This is a genomic window from Phocaeicola faecicola (assembly GCF_013618865.1).
GTDB lineage: Bacteria > Bacteroidota > Bacteroidia > Bacteroidales > Bacteroidaceae > Phocaeicola > Phocaeicola faecicola.
This window is the reverse complement of sequence record NZ_JABSOE010000010.1, coordinates 62,994-84,632: the sequence shown is the minus strand read 5'-3', so window position 1 is coordinate 84,632 and position 21,639 is coordinate 62,994. Positions and strand designations below refer to the sequence as shown.

Here is a 21,639-nt window from a genome sequence, read left to right as displayed (position 1 = left end):
GTAATCCAATATCTGTGTGGGCAGTACAATACTGGCCAACATGCTCAAATAATCGTTTTCCATGCTGTAAAGTAAAGAACTATTCGATTAGATTACAAATTTATCCCCACTAAATTTCTACTGAGCCAGAATAGGCATTAACAATGAAAAATTATATTGAAGAGGCTTTGAAATATAATCAGAAATAAATTCTCAATGAGAAGAAAAGGAATGAAAAATATGGTCTAGCATTTGTGTGGAAGCAGATTCAAAAGTTCTTCTTGAGTTGCCTTTTTGTGATAAGGTATTTGCGCAATGACATCGTTCAGGTATACCTTGGGATTTCATCGTGCGCCTTACATGTGGCCAGCATAGAACATATGACAGACATATTAACCGCTGCTTCGTGATTACCACAGAAGAGAAAATTTTTTCTGCTCAAAGTGATGGGCCGTTGGACATTTTCCGCCCTATTGTTATCCCGGTATAGGCGGCCATCATCCAGGCATCTCATAATATTATCCCATGGGGTATAGGCATATGTAATGGCCTTGCCTGTTAAAGAACCTGGACTGTATTTGATCCCTTCTGTCTCCATCCAGACCTTCATAGCCTCCATGATTGGCCAGGCCAACTCCTGATGTACCTGTCTGCGTTCATCATATGACAAGCCGGCTTCGTCACACTGACGTTCTATTTTATAGATATGCTGTATCTGAGTCAGTGCATGTTGGGACATCTCCTTGTTTTCATCCAAAGCCTGCTCAAAATGATAGCGGATATGCACCAGGCAGTTGAGTAGCCGCACGTTGGGGTTGGTCTTGAAAGCAGTTTCATAGCCTGCAAAACCATCACATTAAAGATATCCCTTGAAGTTATATTGATTTGCCAGGGATTCTTACTTCACTGTCCATCTTCTCATGTACCACTCCGCACAGCAAACTGATATCCTTGTGTATATCTGTTCTGCTCGGACACAGGAAGTAGCGCATCGTGTCGTTCAGGTTAAACATGGCCCCTCGAAGACTTTTGGGTTGATCAATAATCGGGTAATTGTGGGAAATCAGCCCAGTATCTTGGAGTGTGGTATCTCTTTGAACATATATGAACAGGTTTCATTTATGATTGGGCAGATAACTGATACTGTTTCAAGTGCGGAACTGGCTCGTATCAAGACAGATATAGTGGAACGTTTGAAGGAATTGTATTCTATAGATAAAGAATTACAATGCTTTCAGCACTCAATTTATTATCCGGTAATTAGGGATATGAAAGAGCAGCGTTCCCGATTGAAGGTTATTACGATTTGTTCTTCATCCGCCTTGATTTTATCTATCTTACAGTGTGTGTTTGATTTGAAGACACTGATTTTTTCACCTCCTGTCTACCATTGGTTTCAGAATGCGTATTTACTTCTTAAAGAATTAGTCGTGAGTCTGTTGCGGTAAAGTTAGGTAGATACGAATGAAAAGTCTTCACACGACCGGAAAATCTTTTTCAACCCGCGCAGGGAGGTCGTATAACCTTCCGGTACGGGTTGTCCGACCTCCGTACGCAGGTTGCAGCACCTCCCTGCAGAAGTCGGACAACCGATAAGGATGTTCCGGTAAACCGAAGCCTGTCGGAGAATGATATTTCTTTTGTGTATCAGTGTCTTACTTCCATTTGTCGATTACCCATCTGGGGGCATGCGGTACGGTTACCTTCGGATTGTAGTGCATTCCTTCTGCATCCGGAATACGGATAAAGTAAGTCCGGTGATTGTGTACCGGCAGCGAATGGCTCCGTATCCACGGGTTCATGTTTCGGAGCAATGCGTAATTGATGCCCCTTCCTTTGGCAAAGCGTGCCAGGTCTTCGATGGTTTCTTCTACCTTGATTTCCCGGAAAGGAATCGGGGGATAAAGTTCTTCTGCCTTCAGGTAGAAGCCGAAAGCCTGAGGATTGGCAAACAGGGTCTTGGCTGCAAGGATGCGGTAGACGTATCGGGAGGTCTCCTCTACGAGATGCAGGTCCAGGGCATTCTCCTCGTATTGCCGTTCTGCTTCCCGGGAAATACGTCCCTGACCGGCATTGTAGGAGGCTGCCACACTGACCCAGTTGCCGAAGCGGGCATAGGCTTGTTTCAGATAGCGGCAGGCTGCGGCGGTGGATTTCTCTACGTGGTAGCGTTCGTCCGCATGGTTGTTGACCTCCAGTCCGAATTCGCGGGCAGTGGTGGGCATGAACTGCCACAAGCCGGCGGCACCTGCTCCTGAACGTGCCAGCGGATTGACGCTGCTCTCGATGACCATCAGGTATTTAAAGTCGTCGGGGACTCCCTGGTCCTGCAGGATGCGTTCGATGACCGGGAAGTAGCGGTTGGCTCTCTTGATCATCTGGATGGAGGTGCTGTGCATATAGGTAAATGCCAGCAGTTCCCGGTCCAGCCGTTCCCGTCTGTCGAACCGGGACAGGTCGATGACCTCGTTGCAGAAGACCATACTTTGGGGGACTTCCACCTGGGTAGTGGGAGCGGAGTCGGTTTCCTCGGCGGAAGACTGGCAGGCCTGTAAGCCGGAGTGGATACCGAATAAAAGCCAGATACTGAGGAGGAGATGTTTTTTATTTCGTAAAAAAGTGTTTGACATAGATACCATGTGTTGAAAAATAATACTTGTTTATCGTTGTGTGGTGATGCGGCAGCTCAGACGGTTCGTACGACAATCGGACGCAACGGAATGAAAAAAAGTCTTTTGTCCGGAAACTGTTGCTCCCGGACAAAAGAGAGCCTTATATCGTTTCAGCACTTCGGCTGAAGGGATATAAGGCCGGGGAAAAAACATTATTCTTCCAAAGTGAAACTTTTCAGCATCTTTTCCGGCAGAAGGTCTTTCTTGTCGCTGTAGACAATCGAGATATAGAATCCGCTGGCTCCGTCCTTGGTCATGAGATAACTGTACAGGCATTGCTCCTGCTCGCAGTTTCCCGACAGGGACACTCCATAGAACTGGGGCAGTTCGAAAGACCGTACCGGGGTCTGATTACCGATTTCATCGTCCGTGGCTATGAGTTTCAGCTCCTTTTCCAGTTCACTCTTCTTGAATCCCTCACCCTCCAGCAGTTGCACGGTGATGTAGTAAGTGGGGGTACTGATGATATATCCTTCCTCGGAATCTTCCTCAGTCTGAAATCCCTGGGGAGCCTTGAATGAAATTCCATAAGATTGCCACGTAGTGCTTTGCAGCCCTTGGGCATTCATTCCTGAAATGAAAAAAGATGAGATTGCAAGTGCTGCAAATAATTTACTTTTCATACTTTTCGTTCTGATACTACCTTTTTTGCATAAACTTCCTCTTCCTTATTAACCATTACCAGTACTCTTCCTCCGATATTGGAATAAGGAGAAGTTACCGCCGACAGGGTTTCGTCCTTTATCATGGCTTCAACTCCGGCCGATTCAAGCAAGCCTTTTATCAATTCAGCCTCCCAGAGGGTACCTCTGAATACTTCGACTAATGATCCGTATGTACTATCTTTCATAGCTTGAGGGTTTAATGGGTTAATAATTAGGGGATAATTCTCTCTATTTCAAAGATAATAAAAAATGTCATACTTCTGCTGGAAAAAGTGGAAAAAATAATAGCATAAAACGGAATAAATAATATTTTTGCAAGAAATCATCAGAATTTTAACGAGTTATGGATATAAATGGTATTTTGGATGAGGTAAGGGAGGCATCCGGGCAGCTGGCTTTGCTGGATAAAGAGGCAGTTGATGGAGCCTTGTATGCCTTGGCGGATGCGCTGACGGCCGATATGGAGGGGATTCTGAAGGCGAATGAGGAGGATTTGCGGAAGATGTCGCCGGAGAATCCTAAATACGACCGCCTGAAACTGATACCGGAACGGCTGGAGGGGATTGCCCGGGGGATAAGGGAGGTGGCTGCGATGGCATCGCCGCTCGGCCGGGTACTGGAAGAACGGACTTTGCCCAACGGCTTGCACCTGCGGAAGGTCAGTGTGCCGTTTGGGGTAATCGGAGTCATCTATGAGGCACGGCCCAACGTGAGCCTGGATGTGTTTGCACTCTGTTTCAAGAGCGGCAATGCCTGTGTGCTGAAGGGGGGAAGCGATGCCGATGCCTCGAACCGTGCGATTGTGGCGCTGATTCATCGGGTACTGGAAGCGAGGGGGATTCCTTCGAAGGTGGTTGAACTGCTTCCGCCCGGACGGGAGGCTGCCACGGCTTTGCTGCATGCGGAGGGACGGGTCGACCTGATCATTCCTCGGGGAAGCAGTGCCTTGATTGAATATGTCCGGAAGGAGGCCACTGTGCCGGTCATTGAGACGGGAGCGGGTATTTGCCATACGTATTTTGATGAGGCCGGCGACCGGGAGAAGGGGCAGCGGATTATCTGTAATGCCAAGACCCGGAGGGTGAGTGTGTGCAATGCCCTCGACTGTCTGCTGGTGCATGCCGGAAGACTGGAGGACTTGCCTTTCCTTTGTGCGCCTTTGCAGAAGAGCAGGGTGGTTATCTATGCCGACGAACGGGCTTACAAGGCCTTGGAGGGGCATTATCCTGCGGAATGGCTGGTTCCGGCCGATGCCCGTAGTTTTGGTACGGAGTTCCTGGATTACAAGATGGCTATCCGCACGACAGATACGGTGGAAGAGGCTTTGCGGCATATCGCGGCTTTCGGATCGAAGCACAGTGAGTGCATCGTTACGGAGGACAAGGAGGTGGCAGCATATTTCTGCCGGAGGGTGGATGCGGCCTGTGTGTATGTCAATGCACCGACTTCCTTTACCGACGGAGGTGAGTTCGGACTGGGGGCGGAGATTGGAATCAGTACGCAGAAACTGCATGCCAGGGGACCGATGGGTCTGAACGAGATTACTACTTATAAGTGGTGGATTGAGGGAAACGGACAGGTCCGTGAGTAATTGGGTGAAAAAATATACAAATAAAAGCTCGCAAATGGGATGATATTGTATTTTTATTGTATATTTGCGGGCGATAATTAATTAATATACGCTATTAATATGAAAACATATACGAATGTATTCGACTTGGGGGACTTGAATGTGGCCCTGTCGGAAGCTTTTGAGATTAAGAAAGACCGTTATAAATACGAGGCTTTGGGAAAACACCGTACTTGTCTGCTGATTTTCTTCAATAACAGTCTGCGCACCCGTCTGAGTACGCAGAAGGCTGCCCGCAACCTGGGAATGGATGTCATTGTACTGGATGTCAATCAGGGGGCCTGGAAACTGGAAACGGAACGGGGTGTCATCATGGACGGTGACAAGAGCGAGCATTTGCTGGAGGCTATTCCGGTCATGGCTTCGTATTGTGACATCATCGGGGTACGTTCGTTTGCGCAGTTCGTGAGTCGTGAGGATGATTATACGGAAAAGATCCTGAATCAGTTTATCCGCTATTCGGGTAAACCGGTGTTTTCGATGGAGGCGGCAACCGGACATCCGCTTCAGGCGTTTGCCGACCTGATTACGATTGAGGAGTACAAGAAGAAGGAGCGTCCGAAGGTGGTACTGACGTGGGCACCGCATCCGAAGGCTTTGCCGCAGGCGGTTCCTAACTCTTTTGCTGATTTCATGAACGAGGCGAATGTGGACTTTGTGATTACGCATCCGGAGGGTTATGAGCTTGATCCGAAGTTTGTGCGCGGAGCGAAGGTGGAATACGATCAGTGGAAGGCGTTTGAGGGTGCCGACTTTATCTATGCGAAGAACTGGGCTTGTCCGGGTGTGACTCGTCCGGAAGATTACGGTAAGGTGTTGAGCAAGGATATGGGATGGACGGTAGACGCGGCGCATATGGCGGTGACGGACAATGCGTATTTTATGCACTGCCTGCCGGTACGGCGCAACATGATTGTGACGGATGAGGTGATTGAGGCTCCGACGTCTCTGGTGATTCCGGAAGCGGCCAACCGTGAGATTTCGGCGACGGTGGTACTGAAGCGTATGTTGCAGGACCTGAAATAATAGGATAGGACTTTTATAAATAAAAATCGGCGCACCGGTGGCTTTTGAAAAGCGGTCGGTGCGCCGGTTTTTATTTATGTAATTGTCTTAGAGCAGGTCGGAAAGCTGACTGAGTTTCATGCTGTTCGAACCTTTTATCAGTATGTATTTTCCGTCGACAGTCTGTTCTTCCAGGAAGTGTATGAGGCTTGCAGTATCGGGGAAGTGACGGAAAGGAGTGCTTGTCTTTCCGAATTCCGGTCCCACCAGCAAGACGGTTCCGAAGTCGCAGGTCTGCAGGTAGTCTGCTATTTTCTGATGCTCTTCCAGACTGCTGTCTCCCAGTTCCTTCATGTCTCCCAGGATGGCCATCTTGGGGCTGACTTCCATCTGGCGGAAATTGGTCAGTGCCGCCATCATGCTGGTCGGGTTGGCGTTGTAGGCATCCACTATGAGGTGGTTGCGGCCGGTTTCCTTCAGCTGTGAGCGGTTGTTCTGCGGTATGTAGTCAGACAGGGCCTTGCAGATGGCTGCGGCAGGCACTCCGAAGTAGGTACCTATGGCAACTGCCGCCAGGGCATTGTCGAGGTTGTACGAACCGATGAGGTGTGTCTGTACTTCGTGGCTTTCTTTGCCTTCCTCGTGCCATTGGAAATGCAGGTAAGGCGAGCACGATAGCAATTGTCCGCAGATATGTCCTCCCTGCTGTCCGTAAGGGATGCAGTTCAGTCCGTGTGCAATCGGATTCAGGTAGGGATTCTCATGCTGGATAAACACCGTACCGTTTCCTTTCTCCCGGAGGTAGTCGTAGAGTTCTCCTTTGGTCCGTATGACTCCCTCGAAAGAACCGAATCCTTCCAGGTGGGCTTTCCCTACATTGGTGATGATGCCGTAATCCGGTTCGGCAATCCGTACCAGTGTATTGATTTCTCCGGGGTGGTTGGCACCCATTTCCACTACGGCAATCTCGTGTTCGGGAGTCAGTTGAAGAAGGGTCAGCGGCACACCGATGTGGTTGTTGAAATTTCCCTGTGTATATAATGTACGGAACTTCTGCTGGAGTACCGTGGCAATCAGTTCTTTGGTTGTGGTCTTTCCGTTGGTGCCCGTAATGCCGATAAGAGGCGTCTTGAGCTGGCGGCGGTGGTAGTTGGCAAGCTGCTGCAGGGCAGTCAGGCAGTTGTCAACCAGCAGGGTGCGTTCTCCTGCATACTGCGGCTCGTCGATTACGGCATACCGGCATCCCTGTTCCAGGGCCTTGGCAGCAAAGGCATTGCCGTTGAAGTTTTCTCCCTTCAGGGCTATGAACAAGGAGCCTTCGGGGCAATTGCGGCTGTCGGTCGTCACTTTGCCGCATTCCAGAAAAAATTTATACAATTCAGCTGTTTCCATATTCGGATAGTTTATTCCGGTGCAAATATACGATAAAGAATATAGAAGCGGTGAGATTGCAGGTTTATTCTGTGGAAAAGGAGGTGGAAAAATAATTCTGACATGTGTCAAATACAAATTATTGTGTGTACATTTGCAGCACTTAGGAGATGCAAACATGGAACGAGTGATAAAGCAGATGAATGTAAACGGGAAACTGATGGATTTGTCGGTTCCTCAGGTGATGGGTATCTTGAATGTGACGCCCGATTCTTTTTATGCCGGAAGCCGGATGCAGACGGAAAGAGACATCGTGGCAAGGGCCAGACAGATTCTGGAAGAGGGGGGAAGCATGATTGATATCGGTGCTTATTCCTCGCGGCCGGGGGCTGACCATATTGATGCGGAGGAGGAGATGGCGCGCTTGCGCTGTGCCTTGCAGCTGATTGGCCGGGAATGTCCGGGAGCGGTGGTTTCGGTGGATACGTTCCGTGCGGATGTGGCCCGGATGTGCGTGGAGGAATACGGGGTGGGTATCATCAATGATATCTCGGCCGGAGAGATGGATGAAGCCATGTTTGCGACAGTGGCGCGCCTGGGGGTACCTTATATTATGATGCACATGCAGGGTACGCCACAGGACATGCAGTGCCAGCCGCATTATGAGAATGTGGTGAGGGAGGTGATGATTTATTTCTCGGAGAAGGTGCAGAAACTGCATGAACTGGGAGTGAAGGATGTGATTGTGGATCCGGGATTCGGTTTCGGAAAAACGCTGGAACACAATTATGAACTGCTGAACCATCTGGATGATTTTGCCATGCTGGGACTGCCGGTACTGGTGGGGGTATCTCGCAAGTCGATGATTTACCGCCTGCTGTGCGGGGGACCGGAAGGGGCGTTGAACGGTACGACGGCGGTGCATGCGCTGGCGTTGATGAAGGGAGCCGACATCTTGCGTGTACACGATGTGCGTGAGGCCTGTCAGGTCGTGCAGATTGTAAACAAGATGAAAGGGAAGGAAAGTGAATCTGTTTTTTAAGAATGAGTTGACATATGCCATTTGATATTTCGATAATCAGTGTCAAGGATATCATTGATATTCTGCTGGTTGCTTTTCTGCTTTATAAGAGTTATAAGCTGATGAAGTCATCGGGTTCCATCAATGTGTTTATTGGAATCCTGGTCTTTATCGTCATCTGGGTGATTGTGTCCCAGGTGCTTCAGATGCGCTTGCTGGGGTCGATTTTCGATAAACTGGTCAGTGTGGGAGTGATTGCACTGATTGTGCTTTTCCAGGATGAACTGCGTCATTTCCTGCTTTCGCTGGGCTCGCGTCACCGCACCAGCAGTCTGTTGCGCTTTTTCAAGGGTGGACAGAAGGAAGGCAGCCGGAAGGAGGATATGATGCCTATCGTAATGGCTTGTCTGAGCTTGAGCAAGGGAAAAGTGGGGGCACTGATTGTGATTGAGAAGAATTTCCCGCTGGATGACATTGTACGGACGGGGGATGTGATTGATGCGGCCATTAATCAGCGCCTGATTGAGAATATCTTTTTCAAGAACAGTCCGTTGCACGACGGGGCTATGGTCATCAGCAACAAGCGGATAAAGGCTGCGGGCTGTATTCTGCCGGTTTCGCACAACCTGAATATCCCGAAGGAACTGGGACTGAGGCACCGGGCGGCACTGGGGGTCTCTCAGGAGACGGATGCCATGGCGGTGATTGTATCGGAGGAGACGGGAGGTATCTCCATTGCTTATCAGGGAGAGTTTCACTTGCGGCTCACGGCAGAGGAACTGGAGCGTATGCTGACCAGTGATGATCTGGAATAAGACGTTATATCCTATAGGATAGGAAAAAAAAGGTCCGGCAAGAGGGGAAATGCCTGTTGCCGGACCTTTTTGTTGGGTATGCGATAAGGAATTTATCCTTGTTGCGCCTTGAATGCCAGTGCGTACATGCGCATCTGTTTGACCATTGCCAGCAGACCGTTGCTGCGGGTAGGTGACAGATGTTCTTTCAGACCGATTTTCTCGATGAAATAGAGGTCGGAATTCAGGATTTCATCGGGGGTATGACCGGATACGACTTTGATCAGCAGGGAGATGATGCCTTTTACAATGAGGGCGTCGCTCTCTGCCTGGAAGATGATTTTTCCGTCTACCAGGTCGGCTTGCAGCCATACGCGGCTCTGACAGCCGTCGATCAGGTTGTCGTCGGTCTTATATTTTGCATCCAGCTCTTCCTGTTCGTTGCCCAGGTCGATGAGCAGCTGGTATTTGTCCATCCAGTCGTCAAAACCGTTGAACTCTTCAATGATTTCATCTTGCAGTTCGTTGATTGTTTCCATGTTTCAATATTTCAATATATTATTTTTCATTATAGATGACATCCATGACAGTTTGCCCTACGGCTTGCAGGGTGGCTTTGTCAATGTGTTCCATATTGTCGTTTACAGTATGCCAGTTCGGGTTGAATCCGGTGTCTGTGTGAGGATTGAAGTCGATGATGTCCACACACGGGATCTGCCGGAACTGATTGACGTAGATATGGTCGTCGGTGACTTCTCCTCCGGCCGACTGGATGAAGAAGTTGTCGTAACCCCGGCGGTGGGCAGCTTTCCATATCTTTTGCATGGCCTGATTGGCAGTACGGCGGCTGTAGCCTTCGTAGTAAAAGGTTGCGCCTTTGCCTCCTACCATGTCCAGCAGGATACCGAAACGGGCCTTGTAATCGGGTACATGAGGAATGCGTCCCCAGTACTGTGAGCCCAGACACCAGGTGTCGGGCTTGCGGGGACCGTCGTAGAAGTCGGGGGTTCCGTAGTCTTCGGCATCAAAGAAGACAATGTCGATACCGATGGTCGGGGCCTGCAGCTGTATCTGACGGGCTATCTCGAGCAACACTCCGACGCCGCTGGCTCCGTCATTGGCTCCGTCGATGGGGGTGTGATGCTTCTCTTCTTCTCCTTCATCGGCATAGGGACGGGTATCCCAGTGTGCGCAGAGCAGCACGCGCTTGCGGGTATCGGGGTTATAGACTCCGATCAGATTGCGGGCCTTCAGCAGGGTACCGTCGTAGGCCATCAGTTCGGCTTCCTGACTGTATACTTTGGCTCCGAATTTCTTCAGTTGGGCTTCGAGGTAGTTGCCGCAGTTGCGGTGGGCCTGTGTGTTGGGAACGCGCGGTCCGAATTCAACCTGGCGTGCAACGTAGGCATAGGCACTGTCGGCGTTGAAGAGCGGTGCCTGTACGGTGGGCTCTTCCGAAAGGTCTTCCTGTTCCTGGGTGTTCTTCTTGCTGCTTCCGCAGGCTGTGGCTGCCAGTATCAGCAGGCACAGGCAGAGTATCTGGAGCGGGAATTGAAAATGCTTTTCCATAATGCTTGTTGGGGTTATAAAGTAAGTCCGTCTAATATTTCCACGTAAAGCCGGATGGCTTCTTCTATCTCGTTGATCATGATGTATTCGTCGGCTGTATGAGAGCGTGACGATTTTCCCGGACCGATTTTTACGGAAGGGAAGGGCATCAGGGCCTGGTCGGAAAGGGTCGGTGAACCGAAGGGAACTCTGCCCAGTTCGACGGCACGGCGTACGAAGGGATGGTCGGCCGGCAGGTGGGAGGAATTCAGGCGGAAGGAGCGTGCCTTGGCCTCGCACTGGATGTGGGAGGAGATTTCCTTGAACAGCTCTTCGTTGGAATAGAATTCGTTGCTGCGTATGTCGACCACGAAGGTGCACAGGTCGGGGATGACGTTGTGCTGGGTACCGGCATTGATCTGGGTGACGCTCATTTTTACAGGGCCCAGCAGATCGGATGCTTTGGGGAAGCGGTAGGAGCGGAACCATTCGATGTCGTCGAGTACCTTGTAGATGGCATTTTCGCCTTCTTCGCGGGCGGCATGTCCAGCTTTTCCCCGGGCTGTTACGTCGAGTACCATCAGGCCTTTCTCGGCAATGGCCGGGTGCATTTCCGTAGGCTCACCTACGATGCCCAGGGTAATGGGAGGGAGCTGGGGAAGGATGCTTTCTATGCCGTTCTTTCCGGAAACCTCTTCTTCGCAGGATGCCAGAAAGATCAGGTTATAGCTTTGTTCGGTGGTGCTCAGGTAGCGGAAAGTCTGAAACAGTGAGACGAGGCTTCCGCCGGCGTCGTTGCTTCCCAGACCGTACAGTTTCCCGTTTTCGACTTTCGGGGTAAAGGGCTGTTTGCGCCATCCGTTCACCGGTTTCACTGTATCGATGTGTGAGTTGAGAAGGATGGTGGGCCGGTTGATGTCGAACATGGGACTGATGCACCAGATGTTGTTGCCGGAACGTCCGGTCATGATACCCGTTTCTTCAATGTAGTTTTGCAGAAAATCGGCTGCGGCTTCTTCTTCCCGGCTGATGGAAGGAATGCCAATGAGTGAATAAAGCAGCGTAAGCGCTTCGGAAGTATAATAACCAGTATCCATCGTAAAGAATCTTTTGTTTTGTAAGGCAAAGATACTTTATTTATTCCAAATTAAACTCTATCTTTGCACACAGCGATAATAAAATAATCAAAAAATAAATGAGTAATTCTTATTTGTCGACTTTGCTTGATAAGCAAGCCGAAAAATACGGTAATCGTATTGCCTTAAAATACCGTGATTACGAGGCAGGCGTGTGGATGCCCGTGACATGGAATGAGTTTGCGGGGAAAGCAAGACAGGCGTCGAAAGCATTGGTCGCTTTGGGTGTAGGAGTACAGGAGAATGTGGGAGTGTTTTCGCAGAACATGCCTGAATGTCTTTATACGGATTTTGGCGCTTTTGCCAGTCGTGTCGTTACGATTCCTTTGTATGCGACCAGCTCTGAGGCACAGGTGCATTATATTTTGGAGGATGCTTCTATCCGTTTTCTGTTTGTCGGCGAGCAGTACCAGTATGATGTGGCATACCGGGTGCAGAATTTGTGCAAGACGCTGAAACAGATTATCATCTTTGATCCGAAGGTGAAGAAGGCACCTGCCGATGCCAATTCTATTTATTATTCGGATTTCTTGAAGTTGGGTGAGCCTGCAGAATTGCAGAAGGAGGTGGATGCCCGGACGAAGTCTTCGTCCAGGGATGACTTGGCGAATATTCTTTATACTTCGGGTACGACCGGAGAATCGAAGGGGGTGATGTTGCATCATTCTTGCTTTGAAACGGCTTTTGAAGCGCATAACCGCCGGATGACGGGATTTGATGATTCGGAAGTGGTGATGAACTTCCTTCCTTTTACGCATATTTTTGAGAGAGCGTGGACGTATTACTGCGTCAGCAAGGGGTGCCTGTTGTGCATCAATTTGCGTCCGCAGGATATTCAGAAGACAATCAAGGAAGTACGGCCTACTGCCATGTGCAGTGTCCCGCGGTTCTGGGAGAAGGTATACAACGGGGTACTGGAGAAAATCAACGAGACTACCGGACTGAAAAAGAGTCTGATGATTGATGCGCTGAAGGTGGGACGGGAACATAACATTGAGTATGTGCTGCGTGGCAAGACTCCGCCGGCTTTGCTGCATCTGAAATATAAATTTTATGAGAAGACGGTTTTCAGTCTGCTTAAGAAGACCATCGGAATTGAGAACGGTCATTTCTTCCCGACGGCGGGAGCGGCCATTCCGGTTGCGGTCCAGGAGTTCGTTCATTCGGTGGGTATCAACATGATTGCCGGATACGGACTGACGGAGACGACGGCTACGGTATCCTGTGAATGGTTTGGCGACTTCTGCCTGGGTTCTGTAGGACGGGTGATGCCGGGTATCGAGATACAGATTGCCGAAAACGGGGAGATTCTGCTTCGCGGAGAGACGATTACGAAGGGATATTACCGCAAGGAGGCAATGACAAAGCAGTATATTACGGAAGACGGATGGTTCCATACGGGAGATGCCGGATATATCAAAGACGGCTTCCTCTTCCTTACTGAGCGTCTGAAAGACTTGTTCAAGACTTCTAACGGAAAGTACATCGCTCCTCAGGCGATTGAGACCAAACTGGTGGTCGACCGTTATATCGATCAGATTTCCATCATTGCCGATCAGCGGAAGTTTGTTTCTGCCCTGATTGTGCCGGAATATGCACAGGTAGAGAAATATGCGCGTGAACATGGAATCGACTATAAGGACCGGAAGGACTTGCTGCAGAAACCGGAAATCAAGGAACTTTTCCAGATGCGTATCGATACCTTGCAGCAGGAGTTTGCGCATTACGAGCAGATCAAGCGGTTTACCTTGCTTCCCGAACCTTTCAGTATGGAAAAGGGAGAACTGACCAATACATTGAAAATCAAGCGTCCTGTACTGATGAAGAATTATGCGGCCGAGATTGAGGAAATGTATAAGGAGGAATGAGACAGGAATGAATTATTAACGAGATAAAATTAGCTGTTGACACATTTAAGTTTTTATATATGATAACAATAGAACAACTGAAAGATATCAAGAATCGTACAGAGGCTCTTTATCGTTATTTGGATATTGAGAACAAGAAGGTACAAGTGGAAGAGGAACAACTCCGGACACAGGCGCCTGGATTTTGGGATGATGCGAAGAAGGCTGAGGCTCAGATGAAGAAGGTGAAGGGGTTGCAGAGCTGGATTGAAGGATATCAGGAAGTGAAGACGCTGGCTGATGAACTGGAACTGGCTTTTGACTTTTATAAGGATGAACTGGTGACAGAGGCTGAGGTGGATGAGGCTTACAGCAAGGCACTTGTGGCAGTGGAGGAGCTGGAACTGAAGAATATGTTGCGTTCGGAAGCTGATCAGATGGACTGTGTGCTGAAAATTAACTCAGGTGCCGGTGGTACGGAAAGTCAGGACTGGTCGTCTATGCTGATGCGTATGTACATGCGCTGGGCGGAAAGCAACGGCTATAAATTGTCGGTTGCCAATTTGCAGGAAGGTGATGAGGCCGGAATCAAGACGGTTACCATGAACATCGAAGGTCCATATGCTTACGGTTATCTGAAGGGTGAGAACGGAGTGCATCGTCTGGTCCGTGTATCTCCTTACAACGCGCAGGGAAAGCGAATGACGTCGTTTGCATCGGTGTTTGTAACTCCGCTGGTCGATGACTCGATTGAAGTGACGGTAGAACCGGCACGTTTGTCATGGGATACCTTCCGAAGCGGTGGTGCCGGTGGACAGAACGTAAATAAGGTAGAATCCGGAGTCCGCCTGCGTTATCAGTACAAAGACCCGTATACCGGTGAGGAAGAGGAAATCCTGATTGAAAATACGGAAACACGTGACCAGCCGAAGAACAAGGAGAACGCCATGCGTCAGTTGCGCTCTATCCTGTATGATAAAGAACTGCAGCATCGTCTGGAGGAACAGGCGAAGGTAGAGGCCGGAAAGAAGAAAATCGAATGGGGATCACAGATCCGCAGTTACGTGTTTGACGACCGCCGCGTGAAAGACCATCGTACCAATTACCAGACTTCAGATGTAAATGGGGTTATGGACGGTAAGATTGACGGCTTTATCAAAGCCTATTTGATGGAATTTTCAGATAGCGAGGTATAAAAAGAGCGTTTTTTGTGTAATTTTTAATTATATATTGTATTTTTGGGAAACAAAATGTAAGTCCTATGAACAAGAAATCAATTAAAAAGGAAAATTACAGTAAGCGTGAGGCAGAAAAAGCCAACCGGATGATTCGTAATATATGCATTGCGTTCGTAGTATTGGCTTTACTGATAATCATAGGTTATTCCTTGGCATAAATGGCACAGGAGATAGAACGGAAATTTCTGGTGATTGATGATTCTTACAAGTCACTGGCTTTTGCCAGCAAAAGAATCTGTCAAGGATATATTTGCAGTGCGCGCGGACGCACTGTGAGGGTTCGTATTTGTGAGGACAAAGGCTTCCTCACAATTAAGGGACCTTCGGACCGTTCCGGACTCAGCCGCTATGAATGGGAGAAGGAAATTTCTTTACAGGAAGCGGAAGAGCTGATGAAACTTTGTGAGTCTGGAATCATAGATAAAACACGTTATCTGGTGAGAGCCGGAAAGCATGTTTTTGAAGTAGATGAATTTTATGGAGATAACTTGGGGTTGGTAATTGCGGAGGTAGAACTCGCGACCGAAGACGAAGTTTATGAACGTCCTCCCTTCCTGGGAGAAGAGGTTACCGGACAGGTACAATATTATAATTCTTTTCTGAAGGAAAGGCCGTTTATAACCTGGAGGGGGTCGAAATAAACCTGTCACACCCCCTGAAATCTATCAGAATAGGGGGTATAAACTGTTATTGGATAGTTTCTAGGCTATCGGATGTCTGATTTTATGAACATTGTTCGTGATATGTCAGGTATCTTTGTATCGCTAAAACAAAGTAAACTCTCAAATAACAGATAAAATTATGGCAGCTAACTTCGCACAGAATTTGATTAGCATACAGAATGAATTGTTGCTTTTCGCTTATAAGTTGACTTCAGATCAGGAAGAGGCAAACGACCTCTTGCAGGAGACTTCTTTAAAGGCGTTGGACAATGAAGAAAAGTATGCGGTAGGAACTAATTTCAAAGGATGGATTTATACGATAATGCGTAATATTTTTATTAACAATTATCGTCGGACTCTGCGCGATCAGACCTATGTAGATCAATCTGAAAATTCCTTCTGTCTGAACCAATGTTTGGATCTGGAGGCTGACTCTACAGAAAGTGCATACGACCTGAAGGAGATGCACCGTATTGTAAATGCTCTGCCGAAAGAATTGAAAACCCCCTTTGCTATGTATGTTTCAGGATTTAAGTATCGTGAAATAGCAGAGAAACTGAACTTGCCGTTGGGTACAGTAAAGAGTAGAATTTATTTTACCCGGCAGAAACTGCAGGAAGAGTTGAAAGACTTCCGTTAAGATGTACTCTCTATCTTTAAAATAATAATAAATAAGGCTCTGGTTGCTGTGAAGCAAGTAGGAGCCTTTCTTTTTATTTTCTGTTTTCAGATGCCTTTCGTTTGAGATAAGGCCGGATAACGTAGTAGCAGAGTAAACTGGCGGTGCATACGCCTGTGATATTGGCCAGAAAATCCATCCAGTCGCCGCTTCGGTTGTCGGTAGTGGACTGAAGGATTTCGATAATGCCGCTCATGCAGATCGGGGCAAGGACGCCTCCGATGATCAGGTGTGAGTAAGTGATTGACTTGTGTCTTAAGAGATATTCCACCCACAAGACTGTGGTAAGTCCCCCATACATGCAGAAATGCACAAGCTTGTCAATGTTTGTGATTTCACTTAATGAAGTCTGGGGAGGCTGGAAAAAAGATAAATAACCTATAATCAGAATGAGAATCAGCGATAATGGGTAAGTCTTTAAGTAATGCATTGTGTTCAAATTTTTTATTTTGGTGCAAAAATACGAGATTTTACTTATTTTTGCGTGGATATTCTGTTTAAAAAATAAAATATAGATTGATTTATGCGTCATAATGAGCGAATTGGATTTGGAAGTAAATTAGGAGCGATTTTAGCTGCAGCAGGTTCTGCGGTAGGATTGGGTAATATATGGCGTTTCCCTTATGAAGTAGGAAATCATGGAGGGGCGGCTTTTATCCTGATTTATCTGGGCTGTGTGTTTATTCTGGGAGTTCCTATTATGATTGCTGAATTTGTAGTGGGCCGGAAGGCGAAGGCCAGTACGGGAGAGGCTTTCAATGTATTGGCACCTAAGACTCCCTGGAAGTGGGTCGGATATTTGGGCGTATTGACCGGCTTTTTGATTCTGGGATATTATTCGGTGGTGGCCGGATGGACGCTGGAATACATCTTTCAGGCACTTTCAGGCAGTTTCTTAGGCAGTGCGGAAGGAGATTTTGTGACTCTGTTCAAGAATTTCTCTACTCATCCGCTTCGTCCCCTGGTCTGTTTGCTGGTTTTTGTACTGGCTACTCACTGGGTCGTAGTAAGAGGCGTGCAGAAAGGCATAGAGCGTTCCTCTAAATTATTGATGCCCTTGCTGTTTGCCCTGATTCTGATTCTGGCAGTATGTGCGGTAATGCTTCCGGGAGCGGAAAAAGGTATACGTTTCCTGCTACAGCCGGATTTCTCCAAACTGGATTCCGAGGTATTCCTGGGAGCGATGGGACAGGCCTTTTTCTCTCTGAGCCTGGGAATGGGTTGTCTGTCGACCTATGCTTCTTATTTTGGAAAGGAGAGCCGTTTGGCGCATACGGCCGTCAGCGTGGGCCTGATTGATACGTTTGTAGCGGTACTGGCCGGATTGATTATCTTTCCGGCAGCCTTTTCGGTGGGTATCAGTCCCGACTCCGGACCTTCTCTGGTCTTCATTACCCTGCCCAATATCTTTCATCAGGCGTTTGCCGGCATTCCGCTGATCGGATATGTCTGCTCCGTCTTGTTTTACCTGCTGCTGGCACTGGCTGCTCTGACGTCCACGATTTCACTTCACGAGGTGTCGACTGCCTTCCTGCATGAAAAGTTCCATTTTTCCCGTATTAAGGCAGCCCGACTGGTAACGGCAGGCAGTCTGTTGATAGGTATTGTATCCTCTTTGTCACTGGGGTGCTGGAGTGGGTATCAGATTGCAGGACTGAATTTCTTCGATGCATTGGATTTCCTGACCGCAAAGATTATGTTGCCGCTGAGTGCCATATTGATTGCCATCTTTGTAGGATGGTATCTGGACAAGCGCCTGGTTAAGGATGAAATCACCAACAAGGGCAGCCTGTCAATGCCTTTGTATCCCGTGTATTCGTTTATTCTGCGTTACGTAGCTCCGGTAGGTATCACGCTGATCTTCATCAATGAATTAGGTTGGCTGTAAAAAGTTGATGCATGTGGAAGGATTTCTTTTACTATACAAAATCTGAGCGAAGGGCCATCCTGCTGCTGTTGGTTGTAGTTGCCGTCTTATTGGGAATTGCAATTTTTAAACAGAAAGACGTGGCAGGTTATTACGCCGTCCTTCCGGATACGTGTGGGATTGATTCCTTTCTGAAACAGTTGGTGGAGGCAGACGCTGAATTTTCTTCTCCCCGGAAGCAGAAAACTCATACAGTATCGGTATTGCATGCCTTTGACCCCAATACGGCCGATTCCGTGATGCTGCTGCAGTTGGGTTTGCCAGCTTTTGTGGTGCGTAATATCTTGCGGTATCGTCAGAAAGGAGGGGTTTTCCGTTCTGCGACCGCTTTTTCGAAGATTTACGGATTATCTTCAGACGATTATCATCGCCTCTTGCCTTATCTGTCTATTCCCGAAGTGGAAAGCAAGACGGCACGGACGGTACTGTCCGATTCTGTCCGGACGGTCTTCCCGAAAGATTCATTCAGCACATTGCCCAAACTGGAAAAAGGAACGAGGATTTCGTTGAACACCGCCGATACAACCCTTCTGAAACGGATTCCGGGAATCGGAAGCGGCATTGCAAAAAGAATTGTCGCCTACCGGAACCGCCTGGGAGGATTTTATCGTGTCGAACAGCTCCGGGAGATTGAATACGTAACTCCGGAAATGAACGAATGGTTTGAAGTCTCATCTACAGACTCCCTGGTTAAGATTCCTGTAAATAAAGCCTCTCTGGAACGACTCCGGAATCATCCTTACATGAATTTCTATAAGGCACGTGCCATTATTGAACTGCGGCGGAAACGCGGAAAAATAAAAGGCCTTCCCCAGTTATCCATGCTCGAAGAATTTACTGAGGAAGACCTGCAACGGCTGGCGCCGTATTTAGCGTTTGATTAATGCCTTTTATTCTCTGTCAAAACCGGCAGCTTCCGCTATTTTTTCCGGAATATCCGTGTTGTCCAATCTTCCCTGGAATTTTTCAGCTCCGGCACCGATGGCAAATACCGGTACATAACCGGCTGAATGTCCTCCGCTGGTCCATCCTACCAGTGCAATTTCGTTGATGATTCGTTTGGCCTCTCCTGCCAGTGGCTCATCCTGTGCATATTCACTCTTTTCCAGTTTGATATTCTGCTGATTGAAACTCTTCTCATAGCAGTCGTACAGGCGTTTTTCCTGTGCTTCCGTCAGTTGTACATTCTCCCAGAAACCGAAATTCTTCTTTAAAGCCTGCTTGACAGTCTCCCAGCTTACCTCCTGGTTATACTTTTTGCGCAGGTCCGAAAGGATACGTGTAAATCCGCCCTCACTGACTTTCTGATTCTTGAGTACCTGCAGATTCAGTTTATAGGCTCCGGTTCCCAATACAAAACCACCCGTCTCATGGTCGGCAGTGATGACAATCAACGTCTCATCCGGGTGCTGGGCATAAAATTCGTATGCCACTCTTACTGCCGCATCCATATCCATTACCTCGTGGAAAGCTGTTGCCGCATCGTTGCTGTGGCAAGCCCAGTCGATTTTTCCCCCTTCTACCATCAGGAAGAAGCCTTTCTCACTGTCCTTGGTCAAGAAGTGGATGGCTGAACGGGTAATATCACTTAACGTAAGGTCGTTCTTGTCACGGTCGATGGCATATGGAATTGAACTGTTGTCTTTCTCCGAAGCCTTTTCCGACTGGAAAAGGATTATTTTCTCTGCCTTTTTGCTCTTTTTCTGATAATCCTTGTAGCCTCTTGCAATTACATATCCTTTTTGTGCAGCCATGTCATACAGACTTTCTGACTGTCCCGACTTATCTTTCTTGTTGTAAGGGTCGACAAAATCAGAACCCGCATAGAAGTCGAATCCGGCCTCATACAGATTTTTTCCGATTTCATAGCTGCTGCTTCTTTCTGCATTGTGTGCATAGAAAGCTGCCGGAGTGGCATGGTCAATGCTCACACTGGTGGTAATTCCTACCCGATATCCCTTGTTCTTGGCCCATGTAGCCACACTGTATACATCGGTAGCCTGGTCTTCTGCCTTTCCGATGGTTCCGTTTTTTGTTTTTTTACCACTGGCCAGAGCCGTTCCTGCCGCAGCAGAATCCGTCACGCCGTTTGTGGCAGAGAAAGTAGTAGAAGTAGTGGCGTACGGAAACTGGGTAAACAGAATCGGTGAAATTCCGATTTTGCCTTCCAGTTCTCCACGATACAGTTCTGTACCTTGTACTTGGTTGACTCCCATTCCGTCACCGATAAAATAAAAGACATATTTCGCCTGTTGTGCAGATACCGGTGCAGCCGATAATATCGCTATGAATAGCAGTAATGAAATGAATAATTTTTGCATGATAACTGAATTTAAGTGTTGAATTTCGTAGCAAAGATAAAAAAAGAATTGAAGGAGAAAATAACAGATGGAGGTAAATAAAAAGAAAACTTTTGCGTTATTCTTGATATAGAACTCACTTATTCAATGAAGGTTATGAAAAAATTTTGGTTAATCTCCTTGCTCCCGCTCACTGCCTGTCAGTATCAGGAAGTGGAAAATGCGGGGGAAAATGCCTTCCCTGCACTGGGCATACAGGCTGTGATAAAAGATGTAAATGCTACGCGTACAGTGACTTACGAAGGAAAGACCGATTTCTCTGAGTCGGATCAGATCGGTCTGTTTCTGCCGGAAAGAGAGACTCCGTATCGCTGGACGTACCGGAGTGACGGCAACTGGGAGCCGGAGGTGCCGTTGTCCTGGCCGGATAAGACAACGGTGTTACAGTTTGCGGCTTTTTATCCTTACCGGGAGGCGGTTTCAGCAAGTCGTATTCCACTGCCCGACCTCACTTTGCAGCCGGGTACCTGGGAGGGACTTGGCCGTTTCGATTTTCTGACGGCACGGACCACTTGTTCCTATGCTACCTCGCATCAGGGAAAGATTCCTTTTACCGGAGAATCGTCTTTCAAGCATCTATACGCTCTGCTGGTTATCCGTTTTATTGAGGCTCAGGACCGGAAGGAGGGGGAAGAAACGGTACTGAAAGCCCTGTCTGTCGAAGGGGAGGGGATGCTGGCTCCACAGGAATACAATCTGGAAAAGCAGTTGATGCAGCCTTTGGAGACTGCTTCGGAAAATCCTCAGGCAGACCGATGGTCGGTGTCCTGGGAGGCAGAACAGGGAAAAATTGAGGGAGACGGGTACACCGTACCGCTGCTGGTTAATCCTTCTGCGCAAAGCCGGTCGCTGGAGGTACGCGTAAGTTATGTTTTCGCAGGAACACCGTATACCGCAGATCTCCGTACGCCGGAAGTCCGTTTTGAATCGGGAAAACGCTACAAATACACGGTAAAAATTCAAAAGGATCACCTTTTCCTGGAGGGAAGTTCCATTGCCGACTGGGAGGAAGGTATGGACCTGGGAGAAATTGTAATCAATGCCAGAAAGACAGAAAATAAATTTTATTGACCATAATTCCATCCGCTTGCAGAAAATCTCTTTT

Annotated in this window: 22 protein-coding genes; 12 read left to right on the top strand and 10 right to left on the bottom strand. The window is 48.1% G+C overall.

The features are described 5' to 3' along the window. Positions 1-304: 304 nt before the first annotated feature. The 4 genes from H3001_RS04730 to H3001_RS04715 form a co-directional block, all read right to left on the bottom strand. The gene (locus H3001_RS04730; RefSeq protein WP_317170750.1) at positions 305-787 is read right to left on the bottom strand and encodes an IS66 family transposase; all 483 of its coding nucleotides are present in this window, start codon (positions 785-787) and stop codon (positions 305-307) included. A gap of 847 nt (positions 788-1,634) precedes the next feature. Next, positions 1,635-2,609: a lytic transglycosylase domain-containing protein gene (locus H3001_RS04725; RefSeq protein ID WP_181214204.1), complete on the bottom strand. Its 975-nt coding sequence runs from the start codon at positions 2,607-2,609 to the stop codon at positions 1,635-1,637. A gap of 194 nt (positions 2,610-2,803) precedes the next feature. Further along, on the bottom strand, positions 2,804-3,274 hold the full coding sequence (locus H3001_RS04720; RefSeq protein WP_178244100.1) for an amidohydrolase family protein: 471 nt from the start codon (positions 3,272-3,274) through the stop codon (positions 2,804-2,806). Further along, entirely contained in the window at positions 3,271-3,501 is a 231-nt protein-coding gene (locus H3001_RS04715; RefSeq protein ID WP_178244101.1) for a DUF2007-related protein, read from the bottom strand. The genes H3001_RS04720 and H3001_RS04715 overlap by 4 nt, the downstream gene beginning before the upstream one ends. Positions 3,502-3,659: 158 nt before the next feature. On the opposite strand from H3001_RS04715, the gene H3001_RS04710 reads away from it, so the two are divergent. Both H3001_RS04710 and H3001_RS04705 read left to right on the top strand, forming a co-directional pair. After that, positions 3,660-4,907, top strand: a complete 1,248-nt coding sequence (locus H3001_RS04710; RefSeq protein WP_181214203.1) for a glutamate-5-semialdehyde dehydrogenase — start codon at positions 3,660-3,662, stop codon at positions 4,905-4,907. Between the two features lie 99 nt (positions 4,908-5,006). After that, positions 5,007-5,972: a Rossmann-fold NAD(P)-binding domain-containing protein gene (locus H3001_RS04705; RefSeq protein ID WP_178244103.1), complete on the top strand. Its 966-nt coding sequence runs from the start codon at positions 5,007-5,009 to the stop codon at positions 5,970-5,972. Between the two features lie 87 nt (positions 5,973-6,059). On the opposite strand, the gene H3001_RS04700 is transcribed toward H3001_RS04705, so the two are convergent. Next, positions 6,060-7,343, bottom strand: coding sequence for a UDP-N-acetylmuramoyl-tripeptide--D-alanyl-D-alanine ligase (locus H3001_RS04700; protein ID WP_181214202.1), 1,284 nt, complete (start codon positions 7,341-7,343; stop codon positions 6,060-6,062). A 157-nt stretch (positions 7,344-7,500) separates the two neighbouring features. On the opposite strand from H3001_RS04700, the gene folP reads away from it, so the two are divergent. Together folP and cdaA are read left to right on the top strand one after the other, a co-directional pair. Next, positions 7,501-8,364 (top strand): dihydropteroate synthase, encoded by an 864-nt coding sequence (gene folP, locus H3001_RS04695; RefSeq protein WP_181214201.1) that lies wholly within the window; start codon positions 7,501-7,503, stop codon positions 8,362-8,364. 14 nt (positions 8,365-8,378) lie between these two features. Beyond that, on the top strand, positions 8,379-9,158 hold the full coding sequence (gene cdaA / locus H3001_RS04690) for a diadenylate cyclase CdaA (RefSeq protein WP_178244106.1): 780 nt from the start codon (positions 8,379-8,381) through the stop codon (positions 9,156-9,158). Positions 9,159-9,250: 92 nt separating this feature from the next. Here the strand turns inward: cdaA and H3001_RS04685 are convergent, their stop codons facing one another. The 3 genes from H3001_RS04685 to H3001_RS04675 are packed head-to-tail and all read right to left on the bottom strand — an operon-like array spanning position 9,251 to position 11,782. Continuing rightward, complete coding sequence (locus H3001_RS04685; RefSeq protein WP_178244107.1) at positions 9,251-9,676, bottom strand: SufE family protein; 426 nt, start codon at positions 9,674-9,676, stop codon at positions 9,251-9,253. A 19-nt stretch (positions 9,677-9,695) separates the two neighbouring features. Then, positions 9,696-10,706 carry a M20 family metallopeptidase gene (locus H3001_RS04680; RefSeq protein ID WP_178244108.1) on the bottom strand — a complete coding sequence of 337 codons (1,011 nt, stop codon included), beginning with the start codon at positions 10,704-10,706 and terminating at the stop codon, positions 9,696-9,698. Between the two features lie 14 nt (positions 10,707-10,720). Further along, positions 10,721-11,782, bottom strand: a complete 1,062-nt coding sequence (locus H3001_RS04675; RefSeq protein WP_178244109.1) for a M20 family metallo-hydrolase — start codon at positions 11,780-11,782, stop codon at positions 10,721-10,723. A gap of 98 nt (positions 11,783-11,880) precedes the next feature. On the opposite strand from H3001_RS04675, the gene H3001_RS04670 reads away from it, so the two are divergent. From H3001_RS04670 to H3001_RS04655, 5 genes are all read left to right on the top strand, one after another. After that, complete coding sequence (locus H3001_RS04670; protein WP_181214200.1) at positions 11,881-13,689, top strand: AMP-dependent synthetase/ligase; 1,809 nt, start codon at positions 11,881-11,883, stop codon at positions 13,687-13,689. A 59-nt stretch (positions 13,690-13,748) separates the two neighbouring features. Then, positions 13,749-14,864, top strand: coding sequence for a peptide chain release factor 2 (prfB, locus tag H3001_RS04665; protein WP_178244111.1), 1,116 nt, complete (start codon positions 13,749-13,751; stop codon positions 14,862-14,864). 65 nt (positions 14,865-14,929) lie between these two features. Continuing rightward, on the top strand, positions 14,930-15,064 hold the full coding sequence (locus H3001_RS19620; protein ID WP_262890846.1) for a hypothetical protein: 135 nt from the start codon (positions 14,930-14,932) through the stop codon (positions 15,062-15,064). Continuing rightward, positions 15,065-15,547, top strand: a complete 483-nt coding sequence (locus H3001_RS04660; protein WP_178244112.1) for a CYTH domain-containing protein — start codon at positions 15,065-15,067, stop codon at positions 15,545-15,547. 160 nt (positions 15,548-15,707) lie between these two features. Further along, on the top strand, positions 15,708-16,208 hold the full coding sequence (locus H3001_RS04655; protein ID WP_219915839.1) for an RNA polymerase sigma factor: 501 nt from the start codon (positions 15,708-15,710) through the stop codon (positions 16,206-16,208). A gap of 73 nt (positions 16,209-16,281) precedes the next feature. Here the strand turns inward: H3001_RS04655 and H3001_RS04650 are convergent, their stop codons facing one another. After that, entirely contained in the window at positions 16,282-16,779 is a 498-nt protein-coding gene (locus H3001_RS04650; protein WP_178244113.1) for a VanZ family protein, read from the bottom strand. On the opposite strand from H3001_RS04650, the gene H3001_RS04645 reads away from it, so the two are divergent. Together H3001_RS04645 and H3001_RS04640 are read left to right on the top strand one after the other, a co-directional pair. Further along, a complete protein-coding gene (locus H3001_RS04645) occupies positions 16,771-18,135 on the top strand; it encodes a sodium-dependent transporter (RefSeq protein WP_178244114.1) in 1,365 nt (454 codons plus the stop codon). The genes H3001_RS04650 and H3001_RS04645 overlap by 9 nt on opposite strands. A gap of 11 nt (positions 18,136-18,146) precedes the next feature. After that, on the top strand, positions 18,147-19,058 hold the full coding sequence (locus tag H3001_RS04640; RefSeq protein ID WP_181214199.1) for a helix-hairpin-helix domain-containing protein: 912 nt from the start codon (positions 18,147-18,149) through the stop codon (positions 19,056-19,058). A 6-nt stretch (positions 19,059-19,064) separates the two neighbouring features. Here the strand turns inward: H3001_RS04640 and H3001_RS04635 are convergent, their stop codons facing one another. Then, a complete protein-coding gene (locus tag H3001_RS04635) occupies positions 19,065-20,495 on the bottom strand; it encodes an alkaline phosphatase (protein WP_181214198.1) in 1,431 nt (476 codons plus the stop codon). Between the two features lie 135 nt (positions 20,496-20,630). Here H3001_RS04635 and H3001_RS04630 point away from each other — a divergent pair, with 135 nt between their 5' ends. After that, positions 20,631-21,605 carry a fimbrillin family protein gene (locus tag H3001_RS04630; RefSeq protein WP_181214197.1) on the top strand — a complete coding sequence of 325 codons (975 nt, stop codon included), beginning with the start codon at positions 20,631-20,633 and terminating at the stop codon, positions 21,603-21,605. The last annotated feature ends 34 nt before the right edge of the window (positions 21,606-21,639 follow it).

Coding starts and splice junctions, on each gene's coding strand:
- H3001_RS04725 (WP_181214204.1), bottom strand. CDS start 2,609: ATGTCAAACACTTTTTTACGAAATAAAAAACATCTCCTCCTCAGTATC.
- H3001_RS04720 (WP_178244100.1), bottom strand. CDS start 3,274: ATGAAAAGTAAATTATTTGCAGCACTTGCAATCTCATCTTTTTTCATT.
- H3001_RS04715 (WP_178244101.1), bottom strand. CDS start 3,501: ATGAAAGATAGTACATACGGATCATTAGTCGAAGTATTCAGAGGTACC.
- H3001_RS04710 (WP_181214203.1), top strand. CDS start 3,660: ATGGATATAAATGGTATTTTGGATGAGGTAAGGGAGGCATCCGGGCAG.
- H3001_RS04705 (WP_178244103.1), top strand. CDS start 5,007: ATGAAAACATATACGAATGTATTCGACTTGGGGGACTTGAATGTGGCC.
- H3001_RS04700 (WP_181214202.1), bottom strand. CDS start 7,343: ATGGAAACAGCTGAATTGTATAAATTTTTTCTGGAATGCGGCAAAGTG.
- folP (WP_181214201.1), top strand. CDS start 7,501: ATGGAACGAGTGATAAAGCAGATGAATGTAAACGGGAAACTGATGGAT.
- cdaA (WP_178244106.1), top strand. CDS start 8,379: ATGCCATTTGATATTTCGATAATCAGTGTCAAGGATATCATTGATATT.
- H3001_RS04685 (WP_178244107.1), bottom strand. CDS start 9,676: ATGGAAACAATCAACGAACTGCAAGATGAAATCATTGAAGAGTTCAAC.
- H3001_RS04680 (WP_178244108.1), bottom strand. CDS start 10,706: ATGGAAAAGCATTTTCAATTCCCGCTCCAGATACTCTGCCTGTGCCTG.
- H3001_RS04675 (WP_178244109.1), bottom strand. CDS start 11,782: ATGGATACTGGTTATTATACTTCCGAAGCGCTTACGCTGCTTTATTCA.
- H3001_RS04670 (WP_181214200.1), top strand. CDS start 11,881: ATGAGTAATTCTTATTTGTCGACTTTGCTTGATAAGCAAGCCGAAAAA.
- prfB (WP_178244111.1), top strand. CDS start 13,749: ATGATAACAATAGAACAACTGAAAGATATCAAGAATCGTACAGAGGCT.
- H3001_RS19620 (WP_262890846.1), top strand. CDS start 14,930: ATGAACAAGAAATCAATTAAAAAGGAAAATTACAGTAAGCGTGAGGCA.
- H3001_RS04660 (WP_178244112.1), top strand. CDS start 15,065: ATGGCACAGGAGATAGAACGGAAATTTCTGGTGATTGATGATTCTTAC.
- H3001_RS04655 (WP_219915839.1), top strand. CDS start 15,708: ATGGCAGCTAACTTCGCACAGAATTTGATTAGCATACAGAATGAATTG.
- H3001_RS04645 (WP_178244114.1), top strand. CDS start 16,771: ATGCGTCATAATGAGCGAATTGGATTTGGAAGTAAATTAGGAGCGATT.
- H3001_RS04650 (WP_178244113.1), bottom strand. CDS start 16,779: ATGACGCATAAATCAATCTATATTTTATTTTTTAAACAGAATATCCAC.
- H3001_RS04640 (WP_181214199.1), top strand. CDS start 18,147: ATGTGGAAGGATTTCTTTTACTATACAAAATCTGAGCGAAGGGCCATC.
- H3001_RS04635 (WP_181214198.1), bottom strand. CDS start 20,495: ATGCAAAAATTATTCATTTCATTACTGCTATTCATAGCGATATTATCG.
- H3001_RS04630 (WP_181214197.1), top strand. CDS start 20,631: ATGAAAAAATTTTGGTTAATCTCCTTGCTCCCGCTCACTGCCTGTCAG.